Source organism: Ruegeria sp. HKCCD7255, from assembly GCF_013031565.1.
Taxonomy (GTDB): Bacteria; Pseudomonadota; Alphaproteobacteria; order Rhodobacterales; family Rhodobacteraceae; genus Ruegeria.
In genome coordinates, this window is record NZ_WQAG01000003.1 from 218,666 (window position 1) to 238,637 (window position 19,972).

The following is a 19,972-nucleotide window of genomic DNA, read 5'->3' on the forward strand; positions in this document are numbered from 1 at the left end:
CGCCTCACTGCCCTGCTGCACCCTCAAAAGGGCGCGCGGGTCATTTCTTGCCTACCTCGATCCGGCGGTTCGGGCGAAATTTGCTATCGCATCTCCTGCGCCGGGGTGACGCCAAGAATACCCAAGCCCGCCGAAATCACAACAGAAACGGCACGGGCCAAAGCAATTTTCGACTGGCTTGTGGCAACATCGCCATCTTGGATGAACCGCAGTTGGGTCTCGTCATTGCCCTTGTTCCAGAGCGCATGAAAATCCCCGGCAAGTTCATAGAGATAGAATGCCACCCGATGAGGTTCGTTGGTGCGCGCAGCGATCTCGACCAGACGCGGCCATTCGGCCAGCTTCTTGGCCACGGTCAGCTCGGATGCATGGTCGTTCCGGCTTAGATCAGCGGCAGCCAGAGTAGCATCATCCGCCGCGATCCCGGCCTCAGCCGCTTTCCGCAGCACGCTCATGACCCGGGCATGGGCATATTGCACGTAGAACACCGGGTTCTCGCGGCTCTGCTCCAGCACCTTGTCGAAATCGAAATCCAGAGGCGCGTCGTTCTTACGGGTCAGCATCACGAACCGGGTCACATCCGGGCCCACCTGATCGACCACATCGCGCAGAGTGACGAAATTCCCTGCCCGTTTCGACATCTTGAAGGGCTCACCGTTTTTCCACAGCTTCACCAGCTGCGTCAGTTTGATATCCAACGGCACCTTGCCATCCGACAGCGCCGACACCGCCGCTTTCATCCGTTTGACATAGCCGCCGTGATCTGCACCCAGAACATCGATCAGCGCGTCAAAGCCCCGGTTTATCTTGTCGTAGTGATAGGCGATATCGGGGGCAAAATAGGTCCAGCTGCCATCCGACTTCTTGATCGGGCGGTCGACATCGTCGCCATGCTCGGTCGACTTGAACAGCGTCTGCTCACGTGGCTCCCAATCTTCGGGCTTTTTGCCTTTCGGCGGTTCCAGAACGCCGTCATAGATCAGGCCTTTGTCAGTCAGAGATTGCAGCGCGGATTCAATCCGCCCCGTGCCATAGAGCGATTTTTCCGAGAAAAACACGTCCATCTCGACACCCAGCGCCTTCAGGTCAGCGCGGATCAGGTCCATCATCGCGTCGGTGGCGAAATTGCGCAGCTCTTCCAGCCAGTCGCTTTCCGGCTTGTCGATCAGGCTGTCGCCATATTTCTCTTTCAGCGCCTCACCGATCGGGATCAGGTAGTCACCGGGATACAAGCCCTCGGCAATCTCGGGGCTCAGCCCGTTGGCTTCGCGGTAGCGCTCGTAAGCCGACCGCGCCAGCACATCCACCTGCGCGCCGCCATCGTTGATATAATATTCGCGGGTGACCTCATGGCCCGAATAAGCCAGCAGGCTGGCCAGCGCATCACCAAAAACCGCGCCACGCGTATGCCCCACATGCAGCGGCCCGGTTGGGTTGGCCGAGACATATTCCACATTGACCTTCTGACCATGGCCCATGGTCGAGCGTCCAAAATCGGTGCCTTTCTCCAAGACTGCCGCGAATACACCCTGCCACACTGAGGGCGCCAACCGCAGGTTCAGGAACCCCGGTCCCGCCACTTCGGCACTGGTGATCCGATCATCCGCGGCCAGCTTACCGGCCAGTGCTTCGGCGATGTCGCGCGGCTTCATCTTGGCAGGCTTGGCCAGCACCATCGCCGCATTGGTGGCCATGTCCCCATGCGCAGCGTCGCGCGGCGGCTCAACGGCCACGTTGTCAAAGCTCAACCCCTCGGGCAGCGCGCCCTCGGACTGCATCTGCGCCAGCGCATCCAGCACCAGGCTGCGGATCTCGGAAAACAGGTTCATTTCGAATGTCCTTTTGCTTGTCGGGCGGTTTACCACGCAAAGCGCCAAGGTCAATGGACGCCTATCGTTGGTTTAGCGCTGGCGCGCCGTCACCTCGGTCATGCCCCAGACAACCGCCCCCCATGCGCTGCGCCATCGTCACCGTGCAAGCAGCCGACGCCCCAATCTGGAACCGAGGCTGTGGCCCCGCGATGATTGCGAACCCACAGACGCAAATATGACCAATGGGCAGCCCATCCAGCGGGTCCGGGCCATCATCTACATCGCGATTGAATGATCCCCGGTCAGTCGGGCGTGATCCTGCAGGGCAAACCTGTCGGTCATGCCCGCGATATAGTCAGATACGATCCGGGCGAGTGCAGTTTCATCCGCAGCGGCCTCGATATCGCCATGCCAGTGACCGGGCATCTGTTTGGGGTCGTTCAGATAGATCGGGAACAGCTCTTCGACCACTTTACTGACCTTGGCCCGTACCTCCATCACGCTGGGTGCGCGGTACATGCGGGAAAACAGAAAAGCACGGATTTGTTTGAGCTGCGCCCATAGCCCATCCGAGAACTGGATGACGGGATAGCCCAGATGCCGGATCTCTTCGACCGATTGCCCACCCGAAGCGGCGATCAACGCGCCAGACGTATCGATCACATCCGAGACCATGACCCCAAAAACCCGCCGCAAAGCCTCATGTCGGCGTCGGTAGGCATCGAGCTGCGGGTATTTGGCATCCACCTCGGCAAAACAACGGTCGATGATTGGAAGCTGTTGGATGTCCTCATCGCTGAACAGACCAGCGCGCAACCCGTCAAACAGATCGTGGTTGTTATAGGCGATGTCATCCGACAACGCCGCCACCTGCGCTTCGGCGCTGGCATGGGTGTGCAGTTCCAGATCAAACTCCTGAGTGCACGCAGCCAAGGCCCAAGGCAATTCGCCCACCACAGGGCCGTTATGCTTGGCGATGCCCTCCAGACACTCCCATGTCAGGTTACAGCCGTCAAAATCGGCATAGTGACGCTCAAGCTTGGTCACGATCCGGATGGCCTGCGCGTTGTGATCGAACCCGCCATAAGGCTGCATCAGGGCGTGCAGCGCGTCTTCGCCGGTGTGGCCAAACGGCGTGTGGCCCAAATCATGCGCCAGTGCCACGGCCTCGGTCAGTTCGGGGTTCAGCCCCAGCGCACCCGCGATGGTCCGTGCCACCTGCGCCACTTCAATCGAATGGGTCAGGCGGGTGCGATAACTGTCACCCTCATGTTCAACAAAGACCTGCGTCTTGTGCTTGAGCCGCCGAAAGGCGCTGGCATGAATGATCCGATCACGATCACGCTGAAAGCATGACCGGAAACTGCTTTCTTCCTCCGGTACAAGCCGCCCCCTTGCGCGACCTGGATCCGAGGCAAAACCCGCTATTTTCAAAGGTCTTGTCCTTGTCGCCTGTCTGTGGGTTTCATATATTGTACCTCAACCGGGAAATAAACCTTTGGAGTTCGGCATGAATCTGCCCCCAACCGTCACAGAACGCGCCTTTGATCGCCTGGCCGAGATCGGCGCCGCAGATCAGGGACAGGCCTTGCGCGTCGCAGTGGAAGGCGGTGGATGTTCCGGGTTTCAATACGAAATTGCTTTGGATGAGCCCAAAGAGGATGACCTGGTCCTGGAGGGCAAAGGCCAAAAGGTGATCGTCGATGCGATCTCGCTGCCTTTTCTGGAAAACGCGGTGATCGATTTCACCCAGGAACTGATCGGCGCGCGCTTTGTGATCGACAACCCCAATGCCACCTCGTCCTGCGGCTGCGGCACGTCGTTCTCGATGTAATTTCGCACGCACCAAGTACAGACGGCGGCTTGGGCAGCGACGCCGAATGAGATCATTTCTTGGAACAGACCCATCTGAGAGAGTGGCCTTTCTCAGCCATATGCGAACAGATTGATCGGTCCTCGCTACCCGAGCGACCAGAATACGCCAAAGGCCTTTAGACCTCAGGGGTCGTTTCCCGTTCCCGGTGCCTTGACCCGGCGTGCGCAGCCATAACGACTGTCCGGCAGTCTCGACAATCGACCAAACACAATGAAACACCCTGCTATCCGACGATTTTTGGCTTTGTGGAAAGCGTTTTCTTGATCTGCGCACCGTATCTCAGCATGATCCAAAGATGTCGGTCGATATCTACAAGTGGCTAAACGATCTCGAACTGGGTCAATACGCAGATGTTTTTGCGGAAAACGACATTGATGCGCGTGTTTTGCCCTTATTGTCCGGCGAAGACCTGAAAGAGCTTGGAGTCAGCCTCGGTCACCGCAAAATCATACTCGCAGCAATCCAGAGCCTGCAGGATCATCAAAGCGCGGCGCCTTCTATCCAAACCGCCGATGAACCGGCGCGTGAAATGCCACCGACCTCAGCTGCGGCTACTGCGAATGACAGCAATCCTTTGTCCCGAACACACGCCGCGCATAGTGCGGCTGAGAGACGTCATGTAACTGTCGTGTTTGCTGATCTTGTGGGCTCGACCGAACTTACCAACCGGTTTGATCCGGAAGACATGCGGGACTTGCTGCAGAGCTACCAGGATGCCGTAGCAGGAGCGGTAAGCCGGTATGGGGGCTATGTCGCAAAGTATCTGGGTGACGGTCTGCTGGTGTTTTTTGGCTGGCCCAGGGCCTACGAAGATCACGCCATTCGAGCGATTAAAGCGGGCCTAGATGCTGTCCGACGTGTCAGCGTGCTTAAAGCGCCAGATGGAGAATGCTTATCGGTCCGACTTGGCATCGCAAGCGGCGATGTGGTGGTCGGGGATACAGTGGGTGAAAACACCTATGAAGAAGGAGCGATGACCGGCCCGGTCGTCAATCTTGCGGCGCGGATTCAGGAACATGCCGAACCAAATTCGGTCGTGGTTTCAGTTGAAGAAACCGAAACGGCGTTGCATCGGATATTCGAGTTCGTCTCGCTTGGGCAAGTCGAACTCAAAGGGTTTGCCGAGCCGCATACTTTGTTGAAAGCTGTATCGGAACGCAGTGCGGAAAGCCGGTTTCGAGCTGTGCATCGAGAAGATGTCGACAGCGTAATGATCGGCCGGGACTACGAAAAAGGGATCCTGCTGCAATCATGGCAACGTGCTCAGAGCGGCCATGGAGAGGTCGTCCTTCTTGCCGGAGAAGCCGGGATCGGCAAATCGCGGCTGACTGAGGAATTCCTTGCTTCCGACACAGTCGTTGAACACGCTGATGTTATCAGGTTGAACTGTTCCCCCTATCTCAGCAGCAGCCCTTTTCATCCTGTTACCCAGCGAATTTCACAAGATGCCGGTGTTGAGCCGGACTTTGATGATGACCGGATCCTGCGGCATGTCCGAAAAGTACTGGAAAGCCGATCCGGGCTGGATTGGGAACAAGTTCTGCCGGTCTTTGCGGCACTGGTCGCCCCCCGCAGCGCGCTTGCGCGTACCGTTCTCGAGATGTCACCGCAGGAACAGCGCGACAAAACGATTCAAACCTTGATCCACACAGTACAGGTCAGGTCGAACGTACGACCCGTAATTCTTTGTGTCGAAGACGCGCATTGGATGGATCCGTCCACACACGCCTTGTTGGAGCGGTTTAAGTCTATTTGCACCGATCTTCCGCTCATGATCCTGATCACACATAGGCCCGGTTGGGACTTGGCGTGTGATGAAGGGGATACGCATGTTCAGACTCTTGTCCTGCGCAGGTTCGGAACGGCGCATGTCGCGAACCTGGTTGAAAGCATCACAGGCCAAAGCCCGGACGACGCTCTGATATCAACAATCATCGAAAAGACAGATGGTGTGCCTTTGTTCGTCGAAGAACTGACACGGGCAATTGTTGAGGCGGGTGAGCAAGGGCAAGTCCACATACCCTCTTCTTTGAAGGGCGCGTTGATGGCGCGGCTTGATGCCGTGTCAAATGAGGCCAAACAGATTGCACTTACGGGCTCTGTCGTTGGTCGCGAGTTTGAGCCGGGTATTCTGGCAGCGGCGATGAACCTTGACGCCTCCCATGTTAACAAATGCCTCGAAGAACTTGCGCGCACAGGTCTGATCTTTGAAAGCGGGAACAATCGCGGGCATTTTGTTTTCCGCCATGCGCTGATCCGCGATACGGCCTATCAGTCCATGCTGAGTGCGACACGCAGAAAACAACACTCAATGGTCGCACGTGCCCTCATGCAGTTGAGGCCCGCAGAGATCGAACGCCGACCGGAACTGGTTGCCCGCCACCTTTCTGAAGCTGAAGAATGGAAAGAGGCATTCGAAAAATGGAAGATTGCGACCGAAATGGCATTGGCACGATCTGCCAGCCAAGAGGCGATGACACACGCCCGGGAAACCCTCCGAGCCGCCCAAGAGCTTGGGTCTGAGGCCAAGGCAGAAAGGGTCGTGGGCCAAATTCTTGTTGGTCGCAGCCATGACAGCCTGGGCGAATTGCCGGAAGGCATCGCGATTTTGCAAGAAGCGTCGACAGCGGCCCGGGCGATCGGAAATGTCGAACTTGCTGCGGACGCGGCCAACCATTTTGCTGACTCGAGCATGATGTCGAGCAAACGGCATGGCGACGCGATCGAGCTTTGCAGAAATGCGCTGAAAGACTTGCCCCAGGATGACGAAACCCGCCGCTGCCGATTGATGAGCCAACTCGCACGCGCGTATATGTTTGTCGGCAATTTGGCCGAAGGCGCAGAATTCGGACAGAAGTCGATGGAACTGGCGGCAAAACTGGGCGACCACAAATCGCAGTTCTCGGTGATGATGATGCATTTTGGGGCCCCGTTCATCGCGCGCAAAGGAAGAGATGCGCACCGCTGGCGAGAGCACCTGGATGCAATGCACGATGTGGCCGAGCATCTTGGCAGCATCGATCAGGGGCGAGACCGAACTCTCAGTCTGTTCGTCGGGGCTGAAATGGCTGATCGCGAATTGATGGACCATTCCCTGGATCTGCTCACCGAGATTTCCGAGAAGGACAATCATCTGCAACTCTATTGGGTGCAGAAGCACGCACGCGCCATGGTTGCAATCATGGATGGTGATTTTGACCAAGCCGAAACACACGCGACCGAAGCGGTAAAGATTGGTCGCAAGACCCATGGCGAGCATGTCGAAGGCGTGTTCGGGGTTCAGATGTTTACCATCCGGCGCGAGCAAAACCGTCTTCACGAGGTGGCGCCGGTCATCAAAAAACTGATGTCAGAAAGTCCTGAAGATATCTCGTGGAAGCCCGGCTTTGGGCTGATCGCAGCCGAACTTGGGTATAAAGAACCTGCCGAGCGCATTTTGAACGAAATGGCTGAAAACAATTTCGATCTACCGCCTGACGCCATGTATTCGACCACATTGTCCTATTTGGCCGACATTTGTGTCGCTGTTGAACATCAGGATCATGCCAAGACCCTGCTCGAATTACTGGCACCTTACGAAGAGCTGACGATCACCGCGGGGGCAACAACTGTTTGTTCCGGCGCGGCAGCGCGGCGGTTGGGTAATCTGTGCACCGTTCTAAAAGATTGGGACACCGCAGAGCAGTTGTTGTGCAAGGCCATCGAAATTGACACGCGCATGAAGTGCCCGCCCTGGATAGCGCATAGCAAAGCAGCGTATGCCAAGGCTTTGAGACGCCGGGGCCGCCCAAACGATGTTGAACAGGCTTTTCAACTGGAAGGGGAAGCGTTGGAAATTTCGCAAAAATTGAGTATGGTTTCCCTCAGGTCAAAGCTCGAAGGAGTAGCGAGTTAACATACGAAAAACAATCTGGGGGACCGTATGCCAAGGTATATAATTGAAAGAAACTTTGCCGAACAATTGAACATCACCGATGATGCCAAGATCCACATCAAAGAGATTAATGACGAGGTTGGTGTTGAGTGGATTTTCTCGTTTCTGAGCGCTGACAAACGTAAGACATACTGTTTGTATGAGGCCCCAGATGAAGAAAGCCTGAGAAAGGCGGCCGAGCGTCTGAATATCCCAGCCGATGTAATAACGCCAGTGGATCGGATTGATCCCGCGATTTTTGCCTGACCTTGGGTTTCGTCCAAGTTCCAAGACCCCTTTTCGTTCGATTCATCTGAACGGAAAACAATCATAAGAGGCAGACCTGCAAGAAGCCCTACCTAACAATAGGGAGGCCAAAACATGTTTGACCTAATAACACTCGACGGAAATAAGACACGTGTGAGTCAAGAGGCTTTGGACGCGCTTGATTCATCCCTTCGTGGCGGTGTGTATCAACGAGGTTCGGCAGAATACGAAGACGCTCGAACAACGTGGAACAGCATGTTCGAACGCTACCCCGGCTTTGTGGTCCGCGCCTTTGGCGCAAGCGACGTACAGAAAGCCGTGAATTTTGTACGCGATGCTGGCCTCGTTATGTCGGTTCGCTCGGGTGGGCATCAGATAGCAGGACACGCAGTTGCAGACGATGCGGTGATGCTTGACCTGTCGCAGATGCGCTCGGTCCATGTTGATCCGGTGAACAAGACAGCGCGGGTGGCACCCGGAGCGCTGCTCGGCGATGTTGATCGCGAAACGCAAGCGCATGGGCTTCTTGTCCCGACCGGGATCAATTCGACCACGGGTATTGCCGGTTTGACGCTGGGTGGTGGGTTTGGATGGACCACACGCAAATTCGGCATGACAATCGACAACCTGATCTCTGCAGAAGTCGTGACTGCCGAAGGTACAATTGTCACCGCATCAGCCACGAGCCACCCGGATCTGTTCTGGGCCATTCGGGGTGGTGGTGGAAACTTCGGAGTTGTCACCTCTTTCGAGTTTCAGTTGCACGAGCTTGGACCCGACGTCTTGTCAGGCCTGATTGTGCATCCGGTTCAAAAGGCCCCCGAACTGTTTGCGGAATATGCTGTAATTGCAGACACATCGCCTGACGAACTCACCGTGTGGAGCGTGATGCGCAAAGCGCCCCCTCTGCCTTTCCTGCCCGAGGAATGGCATGGGCGGGAAGTCCTGATCTTCGCCGCCTGCTATAGCGGACCAATGGAAGACGGCGAAAAAGCCATGGCTTCACTGCGCGCATTGGGAGATCCGATCGCCGATGTTATTTCTCCACATAAATTCGTCGATTGGCAGGGTGCTTTTGACCCTCTTCTGACACCAGGGGCTCGCAATTATTGGAAAAGCCATGACTTCGACGCCCTGCCGTCGGACGCCATCTCGGAGCTTCTGAAAGCCATTTCCAACCTGCCTGATCCCGCCTGCGAGGTCTTCATAGCGCATGTCGGCGGAGCAATGGCGCGCGTTGATACGGGTTCAACAGCCTACCCCCAAAGATCGGCGCACTTTATCATGAATGTTCACACGCGCTGGGAAGATCCCGGCAAAGATGCCGAATGTATCGACTGGGCGCGCGATCTCTATGATAACATGCAACCGCATTCCAGCGGCAGCGCCTATGTAAACTTTATGCCCGAAGATGAAGCGGACCCAACAACCGGCGCTTACGGCGACAATGTTGACAGGCTATCCAAGATCAAAGGCAGCTACGACCCCGCCAACCTCTTTCGTGTTAACCACAACATCTTGCCTACCTAGCTGGTTACAAACGAAGGCGCTGCAACAGGTCTGAGACGCGCGCTTTTGACCATCATCAGAGATGCGCAGACATCTCGCCAGCACCGGGTAAAGCAGGCGCACTGGTCGTTCGTTATACGCTTTGAAGCTGCGGTGCCGTTTGTCATGTCGATTTGACAAACGGTATCGGTCACACAGAACTCATCACATTTGGTCCCCGGCCAATTTGGCAAATATCAAGCTCGGATGCTGCCCTATACTTGCCGTTGGTCCCTTTCTACGCGATAGGTTGCCACAGCCCATCGGAGGACCGCAGATGAAAATCGCCACGTTCAATATCAACGGCATCAAGGCGCGGATTGAAGCTCTGCCCAGATGGCTGGATGACGCGCAACCCGATGTGGTGCTGCTGCAAGAGATCAAATCGGTCGATGAAAACTTCCCGCGCGAGATCTTTGAAGAGCGGGGATACAACGTCGAAACCCATGGCCAGAAGAGTTTCAACGGCGTAGCGATCCTGTCGAAGCTGCCTCTGGAAGACGTCACACGCGGCCTGCCCGGCGATGACAGTGACGAACAGGCTCGTTGGATCGAGGCGACAGTGATCGGCAAACAGGCGCTGCGGATTTGCGGTTTGTACCTGCCCAATGGCAACCCGGCGCCGGGTCCGAAATATGATTACAAGCTTGCGTGGATGGAACGGCTCTATGCACGGGCGCTAGCACTGATCGGCTCGGAAGAGCCTGCCTTGATGGCTGGCGACTATAACATCATCCCGCAAGCGGAAGACGCCAAGCGCCCCGATGCATGGCGCGAGGACGCGTTGTTCCGGCCGGAAAGCCGGGCAGCGTTTCGCAAGATTCTGAACCTTGGGTTCACCGAAGCGTTTCGGGCCGTTACGCGCGGGCCTGAGCACTATTCCTTTTGGGACTATCAGGCGGGTGCCTGGAACCGAAATGACGGTATCAGGATCGATCATTTCCTGCTGACCCCTCAAGCCGCTGATCTGATGCGTGACTGCAAGATCGATGCGGAAATTCGCGGCCACGAAAAGCCCTCAGATCACGTGCCGGTTTGGGTTGATCTGGATCTGTAACGGCTCAGACCGTCGGATCGTAGTCATAAATCCAGTCATAGCGCCGCCCGAGTTGAGGGCCCAAAACCATCAATCCCGCTTGCGCGACAAGTCGGGCCGGGCCGCGCAGATGGAAATTGCGCGCGTTCACGCCTGCCGCCGCAACGACTTTTGTCGCGCGCGGTTTTCGGGTGGTTTCATACGCAGACAGCGCCCGCGCGATGTCGGGCTGGTTTTGAAAGGTACGCGCCAAACACCAAGCGTCCTCAAGTGCCAGACAGGCGCCTTGGGCCATGAAGGGCAATGTCGGATGTGCCGCATCGCCCAGCAGCGCAAGCCGCCCGTTTTGCCATTGCTGCGCCACAGGGCGCAGGAACAACGCCCATAGGTTCGCCTGCTCGACCCGATCCAGGATTTCACCGACCGTGCCGCCAAAATCGGCAAAGCGGGCGCGCAGGTCTTTTGGATCGCCCTCCTGCCGCCAGCCCTCGGCGCGCCAATCCGAGCGTTCTTCGACTGCGACGATATTCATCAGGTTCTGATCTCGCAGAGGATAGGTGACCACATGTCGACCTGGCCCCATCGTCAGCACCGCGCGCGGGGTGTCGTCTCGACCTCTCCAGGGGATGGTGGCGCGCCAGGCGGTCTGCCGGGTAAATCGGGGCTCTTCAGGACCATTCAGAATGGGTCGGATGCGGCTGCGGCCCCCGTCGGCAGCGATGATGCAGTCGGCCTCTATCTGTGTTCCGTTTTCAAGCTGGACATGCGCCCCGTCCGGGGTTGTCAGAACCGTTTCGACACAGACATCCAGACGAATATCGACCCCTACCCGAACGGCGCCCGCGTGCAATAGATCCAATAAATCAGCGCGGTGGTAATAGTAGGTGGGCCCAGCCTTGGGGCTTGGGATCTGACTTATCAAACGCCCATGACGATAGTCGCGCAGCTCGGTGCCAAAGGATCTCTGGCCGGCTTCGGGCGTCTCGGATACGACACCCAAAGCGCGCAGAACTGCCATTCCATTGGCAGAAATCTGTAGGCCCGCGCCAACCTCGGTCAAGGCAGGGGCCTGTTCAAGCACGGTTATATCCCCGCCTTGCTGGCGCAGAGCCAAAGCGGCGGCCAGACCACCGATCCCGCCCCCGATGACACAGAATTTCAAACCGTTGACACCCATGCCCCCGCTTTAACGCAAAAACGCCGGAGCAACAGGCCCCGGCGTTTGATTTTCTTGTTCAAAAATGCGGCGATCAATCGTCGCGATGAACCTTTTCGCGACGCTCGTGACGCTCTTGCGCTTCCAGCGTCATGGTGGCGATCGGACGCGCATCTAGACGTTTCAGCGAGATCGGATCGCCGGTCATTTCGCAATAGCCATACTCACCCTCGTCGATACGGCGCAGGGCCGACTCGATCTTGGCCACCAGCTTGCGCTGACGGTCCCGAGTGCGCAGCTCCAGCGCGCGATCAGTTTCTTCACTGGCGCGGTCTGCAACGTCGGGAATGTTACGGGTATTGTCCTGCAAACCCTCGATGGTATCGCGGCTGCCTGCAAGAAGTTCGGTTTTCCAATCCGTCAGCTTGCGACGAAAATATTCAAGCTGTCGGTCGTTCATGAACGGCTCATCTTCAGCCGGGCGGTAATCTTCCGGCAGGAAAACTTCCTGTTTCATTTTTGCTCCCTCGGTACGGGCTGAACCGTCGGTCGCGGTCGTGTCACCAGACATTCGGCACTCCCCTTCTGCGGTGCGTTTAACTGACGGCGCGAAGATTGTCACTATGCAAACGTTGCCTGTAAGCGTCGCCATGCGGCCTTGCCTAACTATGAGACATGCAACAAAAAAGCTTGTTTTCTGTGGAAATTAACGGGCTTTTTCAAGGCGCGGCCCACAACCTTTTCTGGTTGCATCGTTTCGAATCATACCGCGTAGACCTCAAACAGCTTCACATCCGCGTGAAGCTGCAACGCAGCGACCCGTCTTGCATTGCAGAACGCCCGACGGTAACCCAGAGCGGTCTGACCCGATCAGGGCTGACTGAACGTTGTCAACGAGGATCACATGACCGCACGTTTCCAGGGCACAGCCGAATATGTCGCCACCGACGATCTGACCATTGCCGTGAACGCTGCGGTCACGCTCGAGCGCCCTCTGCTGGTCAAGGGGGAACCTGGAACCGGCAAGACCGAGCTGGCCAAGCAGGTGGCCGGAGCCTTGGGTCTGGCCATGATCGAATGGAACATCAAATCGACCACCCGCGCGCAGCAGGGCCTTTATGAATATGACGCGGTCAGTCGACTGCGCGACAGCCAATTGGGCGAGGAACGCGTGCATGATGTCGCGAACTATATTCGCAAAGGCAAGCTGTGGCAGGCGTTTGAGGCGGATGAAAAGGTCGTGTTGCTGATTGATGAGATCGACAAGGCCGATATCGAGTTTCCCAATGACCTGCTGCAAGAGCTCGATAAGATGGAGTTCCATGTCTATGAGACAGGTCAGACGATCAAGGCCAAGCACCGCCCGATCGTGATCATCACCTCGAACAACGAAAAAGAACTGCCCGACGCCTTTCTGCGCCGTTGTTTCTTTCACTATATCCGCTTCCCCGATGAGCCCACGATGCGCCGCATTGTCGAGGTGCATCACCCCGGCATCAAAGATGCGCTGCTGACGACGGCTCTGACCCAATTCTATGAGATCCGCGAAACCCAGGGGCTGAAGAAAAAGCCCTCAACCTCGGAAGTGCTGGATTGGCTCAAGCTTTTGCTGGCCGAAGATCTGACACCCGAAGATCTCAAGCGCGACGGGGCCAATGCGCTGCCCAAGCTGCATGGCGCCTTGCTCAAGAACGAACAGGACGTCCATCTGTTTGAACGGCTTGCCTTTATGGCGCGCTCGCAGCGCTGAATACCGCCGCATTGTTGACGATCCGGTGATGATCGCTTGCCAAGGGTCAGGTCGGATGTCAGCATGACGACAATTCAGGGGGCGGTCCTGTCTTCTGCAGGAAAGGATGGCGCATTTGCCGAATACTCCTCTCATTCGCCCCCTTCGTGCCGAGGATCGCGAGGCCTGGTCAAAGCTGTGGCGCGCTTATCTGGCGTTTTACGAAAGCACAGTGAGTGATGAGGTCTATGACAGCACCTTTGCCCGGCTCATGGGCGAAGATCCGCAAGACTTCTCGTGCCTGGTGGCCGAATTGGACGGGCAGTTGGTCGGTCTGACACATTTCCTGTTTCATCGGCACGCGTGGAAGGTGGAAAACGTCTGTTATCTGCAGGATCTGTTCACCGCACCACAGGCCCGTGGTGCAGGTGTCGGGCGCGCATTGATCGAAGCGGTCTATGCCGAAGCCGACCGTCTGGGTGCACCTGCTGTCTATTGGCTGACGCAAGATTTCAATGAAACGGCCAGAAAACTCTATGATCGTGTCGGCAAGCTGACGCCCTTCATCAGGTATCAGCGGCCATGAGAACGGCTCTGGTTCTCATAGCGGCGGCAGCGCTTGCCGCCTGCACCACCACCCCAGCGGTGGAACAACCGACGCGGGTGCAGGCCATCGAAGCCGCCCTGCCCCCGGCGAAATCCTTTGGCGCCACTCGTCCGCAACCGGCGGCACGATCAAACGCAAATATTGCCGCCGATTTCCTGGATCTGCATTTTGCGCTGGAAAGCGGAGCGGAGTTGCCGGTTTTCACCCGGTTCGAAACCCCGATTACGGTGCGTCTGACCGGGACGGTTCCTCCAACCATGCAATCGGACCTGACCCGACTTTTGTCGCGCTTGCGCCGCGAGGCGCGTCTGGACATCACACAGATCTCGGACGGACCGGCCAGCATCACGATCGAAGGCGTCAGCCAAGAGCAGATCCAACGCACCCTGCCCCAAGCGGCCTGTTTCGTGGTGCCAAATTCAGCCAGTCTGGAAGAATACCGGCGCGACCGGCGCAAGCAGAAAAGCAACTGGACCGCGCTGCGCAGCCGCGAGAAGATCGGCATCTTCATTCCCTATGACGCCAGCCCGCAAGAAATTCGCGATTGCCTGCACGAGGAACTCGCCCAGTCGCTTGGACCTCTGAACGATCTCTATCATCTGCCGGATTCGGTGTTCAACGACGACAATTTCCACACCATCCTGACCGGGTTCGACATGCTGATCCTACGCACGGCCTATGCGCCTGAACTGCGCAGCGGCATGACGCGTGATCAGGTCGCGGCGGTTCTGCCCGGCATATTGCGCCGGTTGAACCCGCGCGGAGAAAACATACCCGCGCAACCGGTATCCGAGACCCCGCGCGAGTGGATCAAGGCCGTCCAGACCTCGCTGGGATCAACATCGGCATCTGCCCGGCGCGTGCGCGCCGCGGAACAGGCCGTTCGCATCGGCGAAGAACAAGGCTGGACCGATCACCGGCGCGCCTATCCGCACTATCTTCTGGGCCGCATGGCGCAGTTTGACGATGCCGAGCGGGCCCAATGGCACTATGCGGTGGCGCTAAAATACCTCAAGGCAACCGCCGGCACCGAAATACATCAGGCTCATGTGACGGCGCAAACCGCGTCTTACGCCTTGGCCCGAGGACGGGGCCCATCGGTGATCCCCGAATTGGACGACGCCATCGCCGTCATGCAACAAGCGGAAAATGCTGCGTTGCTGGCCACGTTGCTATTGTTAAAATCCGAAGCGCTGCGGCAATCCGGTCGCCCGGATCAGGCACGCACCGTCAGGCTGGACAGTATCGGATGGGCACGCTACGGGTTCGGTTCGGATCTTGTGGCCCGTTCCGTGTCGGATGGCATCGCTGAACAGGCCGCGCGCAACACGAACGGGTAAGGCGCATGTTGGTTGTTTTGGGAATGGCGATCTTGGGGGCCGCGCTTGGTGCAATGGCGGCACGCAAGCGCAATGGCAACAAGGCCGATATGGCGCAATATGCGGCAGGGTATGGCATCGCCTTCGCTCTGCTAGGTCTGATCCTGTCGCTGATATTGGTGAGGTTTATCGCGTAACCCCATGTTTTTAAACTTTTTCGAGAACCTTCGCAAAGCTGGTATCCCCGTTTCACAACGGGAGTACCTGACCTTTCTGGAGGGGATGAAAAAGGGTCTGGCCACATATGATGTCGAGGCGTTCTACTATCTCGCCCGCGTGTCGATGGTGAAGGATGAGCGCAATATCGACAAGTTCGACCGCGCCTTTGCCGCCAGCTTTGAAGGGCTGTCTGAGATCGGTTTCGATCAGGTGCTGGAGGCTGTGGACATCCCCTCCGACTGGCTTGAGAAGATGGCCGAAAAGCATCTGACAGCCGAAGAAAAGGCCGAGATCGAAGCCATGGGCGGCATTGACAAGCTGATGGACACGCTGCGCGAGCGTCTGAAGGAACAACAAGGCCGTCATCAGGGCGGCAATAAATGGATCGGCACCGCTGGCACCTCTCCCTTCGGGGCCTATGGCTATAATCCCGAAGGGGTGCGCATTGGCCAGAAAGAAAGCCGCCATCAGCGTGCGGTCAAAGTGTGGGACAAGCGTGAATTCAAGAACTTGGACGACACAGTTGAACTGGGCACGCGCAACATAAAGGTCGCGCTGAAGCGTCTGCGTCGATGGGCCCGTGAAGGTGCGGCGGAAGAGCTGGATCTGGACGGCACCATCCGCGCCACGGCCGAGCATGGCTATTTGGACGTCAAAACCCGCCCGGAACGCCACAACGCGGTCAAGGTACTGCTGTTTCTGGATGTGGGCGGCTCGATGGATCCGCATATCAAGGTGGTGGAAGAGCTGTTCTCAGCCGCGCGCACCGAGTTCAAACATCTGGAATATTTCTACTTCCACAATTGCCTGTATGAAGGCGTCTGGCGCGACAACCGCCGCCGGTGGTCAGAACAGACCCCCACCCATGAGGTGCTGCGCACCTATGGGCCGGATTACAAATGTATCTTCGTCGGCGATGCCTCGATGAGCCCCTACGAAATCGCCTATCCCGGTGGCGCGAACGAGCACTGGAACAAAGAGGCAGGCCAGGTTTGGCTGCAACGCGCGCGCGACCAATGGGCGTCAAACCTCTGGATCAATCCGGTGCCCGAGAAATACTGGGGCTACACCCACTCGATCAGCATGATCCAAGAGATTTTCGAGAACCGCATGGTGCCGATGACACTGGCCGGTCTCGAACAGGGTATGCGAGAGCTGACGCGGTAGCGCTCGGTTCCAATTGAGGCCTGTGTGCTTTGACGCATTAACGGACACCGCTGTAAAGGCTTGGTGTTTTCAAGCAGTTCCTCTTGCGGGGCGGTTATTTTCGATATTGAACTTCATACCGTCCAGCAACTCGTCCAAGTCCGGACGCGCTGCAGGACCATTCGAGATGTCGACCAACATCAACGTACCGTCGGGCCGAATGCCGAATGCGCCGGGTTCTGAAAATCGTTGCGATGTTTCGGCTTCGGACAGTGGATCTGACACATAGAGACCCAGCGCACGCATCTGCGCCTCGGTCATCCCGTAGCCTAAATCAAACGTCCATCCGAACTCGTCTTTGTCAGCCAGAGCTTTTTCCTTCGTGTCCGCTGACACGACCACCACATCCAAGACACTGACCCATGCGGATAGCATCGCATTCAGCTTGTTCAAAAACCGCTTGCACCGTGGACAATGGCGCCCCCGATATACAAAGAGCATGGTCCATCGGTCTTTGGGCTGACCCACTTCAATCCGGTCGCCAGATACGCTGTCGAAACTGAGATCTCCCACTGGAGCGTTCACCTTTGGTTTTTGCGACATGTCGTTTCCTTTTCATTTCATCCGGCGAACGCCTTGGTAAACTTGCGTAACAATCTGAGGATAGAGGCTTGGCATCTATAAGAAAATACTCGGCAACAGTGTTCGCCGACAAATCTTTGCAAGGAAACTCAAACCGGTATTCGAAATTTCTGTTTGCTCTTGATTAACGGACACCCATATCTAACGCATGTTGCGCCTCACCCCGATCCTTCTTGCCGTTCTCTATGGTCTGGTCATGTACCGGATTTCTGTCTGGCGCACGCACAAGGATCTGGATGCCAAGTCGACCGAACTGGCAGATCCGGTGCTAAAGCGGATGACCGACCGTCTGGCCGCAGCGCTCGAGATCGAGCGGGTGCCGGTGTACATCTATGAAATCGACCCGGTGAACGGTCTTGCTGCACCCGACGGGAGAATTTTCATCACCCGGGGGTTTTACCGGAAATTCCGTTCGGGCGAGGTTTCCGCCGAGGAGATGGCCAGCGTGATTGCGCATGAGTTGGGTCATGTGGCGCTGGGACATGCGCGGCGGCGGATGATTGATTTTTCCGGCCAGAACGCGCTGCGCACGGCGCTGATGCTGGTGTTGAACCGATTTATTCCCTTCGTAGGTGCGATGATCGCCAACGCGCTGACCGCCCTGTTGGCCTCGCGCCTGTCGCGCGGGGATGAGTATGAGGCGGATGAATATGCGGCTGCGTTGCTGACCAAGGCCGGGATCGGCATCGGGCCGCAAAAGTCGCTGTTTCACAAGCTTGAGGAGCTGACCCAGCAGCGCGCCGGTGTTGTGCCGGCCTGGCTGATGAGCCATCCCAAGACGGAGGAGCGGATTGCCGCTTTGGAGGCGCTTGAGCAGCGCTGGGGTGCGGGCGGTTAAGGCCGGGACGAGAGACCTGCCTCTCGCGTTCAGCGAGATATTTTTCTAAACCAGATGATCGGGTATCCGCTTTAAGGAGCGAGGGCTTTACCCAGTTTGGGCAGGCGTGCCTTTTTCATCAGACTGCGCCGGGTCCATTGATCCCCCGACAGACGATTGGCCTCAGTCAGGACCTTGTCGGCAAGGCTTTCAAGGCCTTCGGGGTTCACCTCCCAAAGGCTGCGCAAAAGGCTGTCGGGATCGCGACGGTCGAGCCCCTCTTCAGCCAGGATGTTGCGGGGAAAATCCTTGGCGTTCACGGTGATGACCAGATCGGCCGAGGCGGTGATCGCTGTGGCCAGAACGTGAATATCTGCGCTGTCGGGCAGCCAGAGCCGTTGTTCTGCACCCGGGTCATGGCGGTGTTCGGCCTGCGGCCACTGTGCCTGTGTCAGGGCAATTTCGGCGCGGGCCTGCGCCTCACCCTCGGGGCCCAGTTTGCGGGCGGCGCGTGCCCATTCTTCGAGGATGCGCGGGGACCAGATGGGAGTGAAATGGCCAAGCTTTGCGGCGCCCAGCAGCATCTGACGCATCACCGTGGGGTAGATAACACAGGTGTCGAGCACGGCCTTCATAGCCGATAGAACACCGCTTTGAGATACCCGCTTTCTGCCAGTTGCGGCAATTGCGGGTGATCCGGCCCGGCAAAGCCTGTGTGGATCAGTTGCGCTTGTCGCCCGGCCCGGCCAATGCCACGAGATGAGGCGTCGCGGAAGCGCGACAGGTCAGCGGCGTGGGAACAAGAGCAGAGACCCAGATAGCCACCCGGTTTGACCAGCGGCGCGGCCAGACGGGCGATGCGCTCGTAAGCGCGTAAGCCTGCGTCCAGGGCTTGTTTTGAGGGCGCAAAGGCGGGCGGGTCGCAGATCACCACGTCAAATTGCGCGCCCTCTTCGCCCAATTGGGTCAGCACGTCGAACGCGTCGCCCTGACGGGTTTGCAAGTGGTTGGCCAGCCCCGAGGCCTCGGCCCCTTGGGTCGCCAGATCGAGCGCAGCGGCAGAGCCATCGACACAAAGCGCCTGCCCGGCCCCACCGGCCAGCATCGCCAGGCCAAACCCGCCCACATGGCTGAACACATCAAGCACCTGCGCGCCGGGTTGCACCAGCCGGGCCGCAAACGCATGGTTGGGGCGCTGGTCATAGAATAGGCCGGTTTTCTGACCACCGGTGAGATCGGCCATATAGGTGGCCCCGTTCATCGGTACCGGCAGCGGGGCCTGGGGTGCTTCGCCGCGCAGGGTCTGGCTCACATCGTCCAAACCTTCCAGCCCGCGCGTGCGGCCCGAGGCGTTTTTCAGCACGACAGTCACGTCCGTGACCTTGACCAGCGCGTCGGTCAACAGATCCAGATGCGCCTCGGCCCAGGCGGCGTTGGGCTGGATCACGCAGGCCTCGTCAAAGCGGTCGATGATCACTCCGGGAAAGCCATCCGCCTCGGCATGGACCAGCCGGTAATAGGGCGCATCGAACAGGCGTTCGCGCAGTTCAAGCGCGCGGTGCAGGCGGGTTTCGAACCATGTGGCATCCAAATCAGCCGTGATGTCGCGATCCAGCACGCGGCACATGATCTTTGAATTCGGGTTCACCGCCACCAGCGCAATGGGCGCACGTTTGTCGTCTTCGAGCACTGCCAGCGCGCCTGCGGGGATCTTGCGAGTGCGCCGGTCGGTGACGATGTCGTTGCCATAGACCCAGGGAAAGCCATGGCGCAGACCACGTGCGTTGGCTTTGGGTTTCAGGCGAATGCGGGGGCGGTCGGCGGGTTCTGTCATGACGCCCTCTTAGTCGCGAATGCGCAGAGGTGAAAGCCCCTGGTGCTCACCA

General features: G+C 57.8%; 18 protein-coding genes. 11 read left to right on the forward strand and 7 right to left on the reverse strand.

Going from position 1 to position 19,972, the window contains the following annotated elements; all coding sequences use genetic code 11:
• Positions 1–83 precede the first annotated feature (83 nt).
• Positions 84–1,829: an arginine--tRNA ligase gene (argS, locus tag GOX45_RS07795; protein ID WP_171099621.1), complete on the reverse strand. Its 1,746-nt coding sequence runs from the start codon at positions 1,827–1,829 to the stop codon at positions 84–86.
• A gap of 258 nt (positions 1,830–2,087) precedes the next feature.
• Positions 2,088–3,245 carry a deoxyguanosinetriphosphate triphosphohydrolase gene (locus GOX45_RS07800; RefSeq protein ID WP_171099622.1) on the reverse strand — a complete coding sequence of 386 codons (1,158 nt, stop codon included), beginning with the start codon at positions 3,243–3,245 and terminating at the stop codon, positions 2,088–2,090.
• Between the two features lie 76 nt (positions 3,246–3,321).
• Between GOX45_RS07800 and GOX45_RS07805 the strand changes: the two genes are divergently transcribed.
• From GOX45_RS07805 to xth, 5 genes are all read left to right on the forward strand, one after another.
• On the forward strand, positions 3,322–3,645 hold the full coding sequence (locus tag GOX45_RS07805) for an iron-sulfur cluster assembly accessory protein (protein WP_170714874.1): 324 nt from the start codon (positions 3,322–3,324) through the stop codon (positions 3,643–3,645).
• Between the two features lie 337 nt (positions 3,646–3,982).
• The gene (locus GOX45_RS07810) at positions 3,983–7,582 is read left to right on the forward strand and encodes an adenylate/guanylate cyclase domain-containing protein (RefSeq protein WP_171099624.1); all 3,600 of its coding nucleotides are present in this window, start codon (positions 3,983–3,985) and stop codon (positions 7,580–7,582) included.
• Between the two features lie 27 nt (positions 7,583–7,609).
• Positions 7,610–7,867: a DUF4242 domain-containing protein gene (locus tag GOX45_RS07815; protein WP_171099626.1), complete on the forward strand. Its 258-nt coding sequence runs from the start codon at positions 7,610–7,612 to the stop codon at positions 7,865–7,867.
• A gap of 114 nt (positions 7,868–7,981) precedes the next feature.
• Positions 7,982–9,397 (forward strand): FAD-binding oxidoreductase, encoded by a 1,416-nt coding sequence (locus GOX45_RS07820; RefSeq protein ID WP_171099627.1) that lies wholly within the window; start codon positions 7,982–7,984, stop codon positions 9,395–9,397.
• Positions 9,398–9,692: 295 nt separating this feature from the next.
• A complete protein-coding gene (gene xth / locus GOX45_RS07825; protein ID WP_171099629.1) occupies positions 9,693–10,472 on the forward strand; it encodes an exodeoxyribonuclease III in 780 nt (259 codons plus the stop codon).
• A gap of 4 nt (positions 10,473–10,476) precedes the next feature.
• Here xth and GOX45_RS07830 read toward each other — a convergent pair whose 3' ends face one another.
• A complete protein-coding gene (locus tag GOX45_RS07830) occupies positions 10,477–11,628 on the reverse strand; it encodes an FAD-dependent monooxygenase (RefSeq protein WP_171099631.1) in 1,152 nt (383 codons plus the stop codon).
• Between the two features lie 73 nt (positions 11,629–11,701).
• Positions 11,702–12,124, reverse strand: a complete 423-nt coding sequence (gene dksA, locus GOX45_RS07835; protein ID WP_171099633.1) for an RNA polymerase-binding protein DksA — start codon at positions 12,122–12,124, stop codon at positions 11,702–11,704.
• Between the two features lie 387 nt (positions 12,125–12,511).
• On the opposite strand from dksA, the gene GOX45_RS07840 reads away from it, so the two are divergent.
• From GOX45_RS07840 to GOX45_RS07860, 5 genes are all read left to right on the forward strand, one after another.
• The gene (locus GOX45_RS07840) at positions 12,512–13,357 is read left to right on the forward strand and encodes a MoxR family ATPase (RefSeq protein WP_171099635.1); all 846 of its coding nucleotides are present in this window, start codon (positions 12,512–12,514) and stop codon (positions 13,355–13,357) included.
• 115 nt (positions 13,358–13,472) lie between these two features.
• Positions 13,473–13,922: an N-acetyltransferase family protein gene (locus GOX45_RS07845; RefSeq protein WP_371808958.1), complete on the forward strand. Its 450-nt coding sequence runs from the start codon at positions 13,473–13,475 to the stop codon at positions 13,920–13,922.
• Positions 13,919–15,283 (forward strand): DUF2927 domain-containing protein, encoded by a 1,365-nt coding sequence (locus GOX45_RS07850; RefSeq protein WP_171099639.1) that lies wholly within the window; start codon positions 13,919–13,921, stop codon positions 15,281–15,283. Before GOX45_RS07845 ends, GOX45_RS07850 begins: the two co-directional genes overlap by 4 nt.
• Before the next feature lie 5 nt (positions 15,284–15,288).
• Positions 15,289–15,459: a hypothetical protein gene (locus GOX45_RS07855; RefSeq protein ID WP_171099641.1), complete on the forward strand. Its 171-nt coding sequence runs from the start codon at positions 15,289–15,291 to the stop codon at positions 15,457–15,459.
• A gap of 4 nt (positions 15,460–15,463) precedes the next feature.
• Complete coding sequence (locus GOX45_RS07860; protein WP_171099643.1) at positions 15,464–16,648, forward strand: VWA domain-containing protein; 1,185 nt, start codon at positions 15,464–15,466, stop codon at positions 16,646–16,648.
• A 69-nt stretch (positions 16,649–16,717) separates the two neighbouring features.
• Here GOX45_RS07860 and GOX45_RS07865 read toward each other — a convergent pair whose 3' ends face one another.
• Positions 16,718–17,230: a peroxiredoxin gene (locus GOX45_RS07865; RefSeq protein WP_171099645.1), complete on the reverse strand. Its 513-nt coding sequence runs from the start codon at positions 17,228–17,230 to the stop codon at positions 16,718–16,720.
• Positions 17,231–17,417: 187 nt separating this feature from the next.
• Here GOX45_RS07865 and GOX45_RS07870 point away from each other — a divergent pair, with 187 nt between their 5' ends.
• Complete coding sequence (locus tag GOX45_RS07870) at positions 17,418–18,107, forward strand: M48 family metallopeptidase (RefSeq protein WP_171099647.1); 690 nt, start codon at positions 17,418–17,420, stop codon at positions 18,105–18,107.
• Positions 18,108–18,178: 71 nt separating this feature from the next.
• On the opposite strand, the gene GOX45_RS07875 is transcribed toward GOX45_RS07870, so the two are convergent.
• Together GOX45_RS07875 and GOX45_RS07880 are read right to left on the reverse strand one after the other, a co-directional pair.
• The gene (locus GOX45_RS07875; RefSeq protein WP_171099649.1) at positions 18,179–18,721 is read right to left on the reverse strand and encodes an RSP_2648 family PIN domain-containing protein; all 543 of its coding nucleotides are present in this window, start codon (positions 18,719–18,721) and stop codon (positions 18,179–18,181) included.
• A complete protein-coding gene (locus GOX45_RS07880) occupies positions 18,718–19,920 on the reverse strand; it encodes an RSP_2647 family RNA methyltransferase (RefSeq protein WP_171099651.1) in 1,203 nt (400 codons plus the stop codon). Before GOX45_RS07880 ends, GOX45_RS07875 begins: the two co-directional genes overlap by 4 nt.
• Between the last annotated feature and the right edge of the window lie 52 nt (positions 19,921–19,972).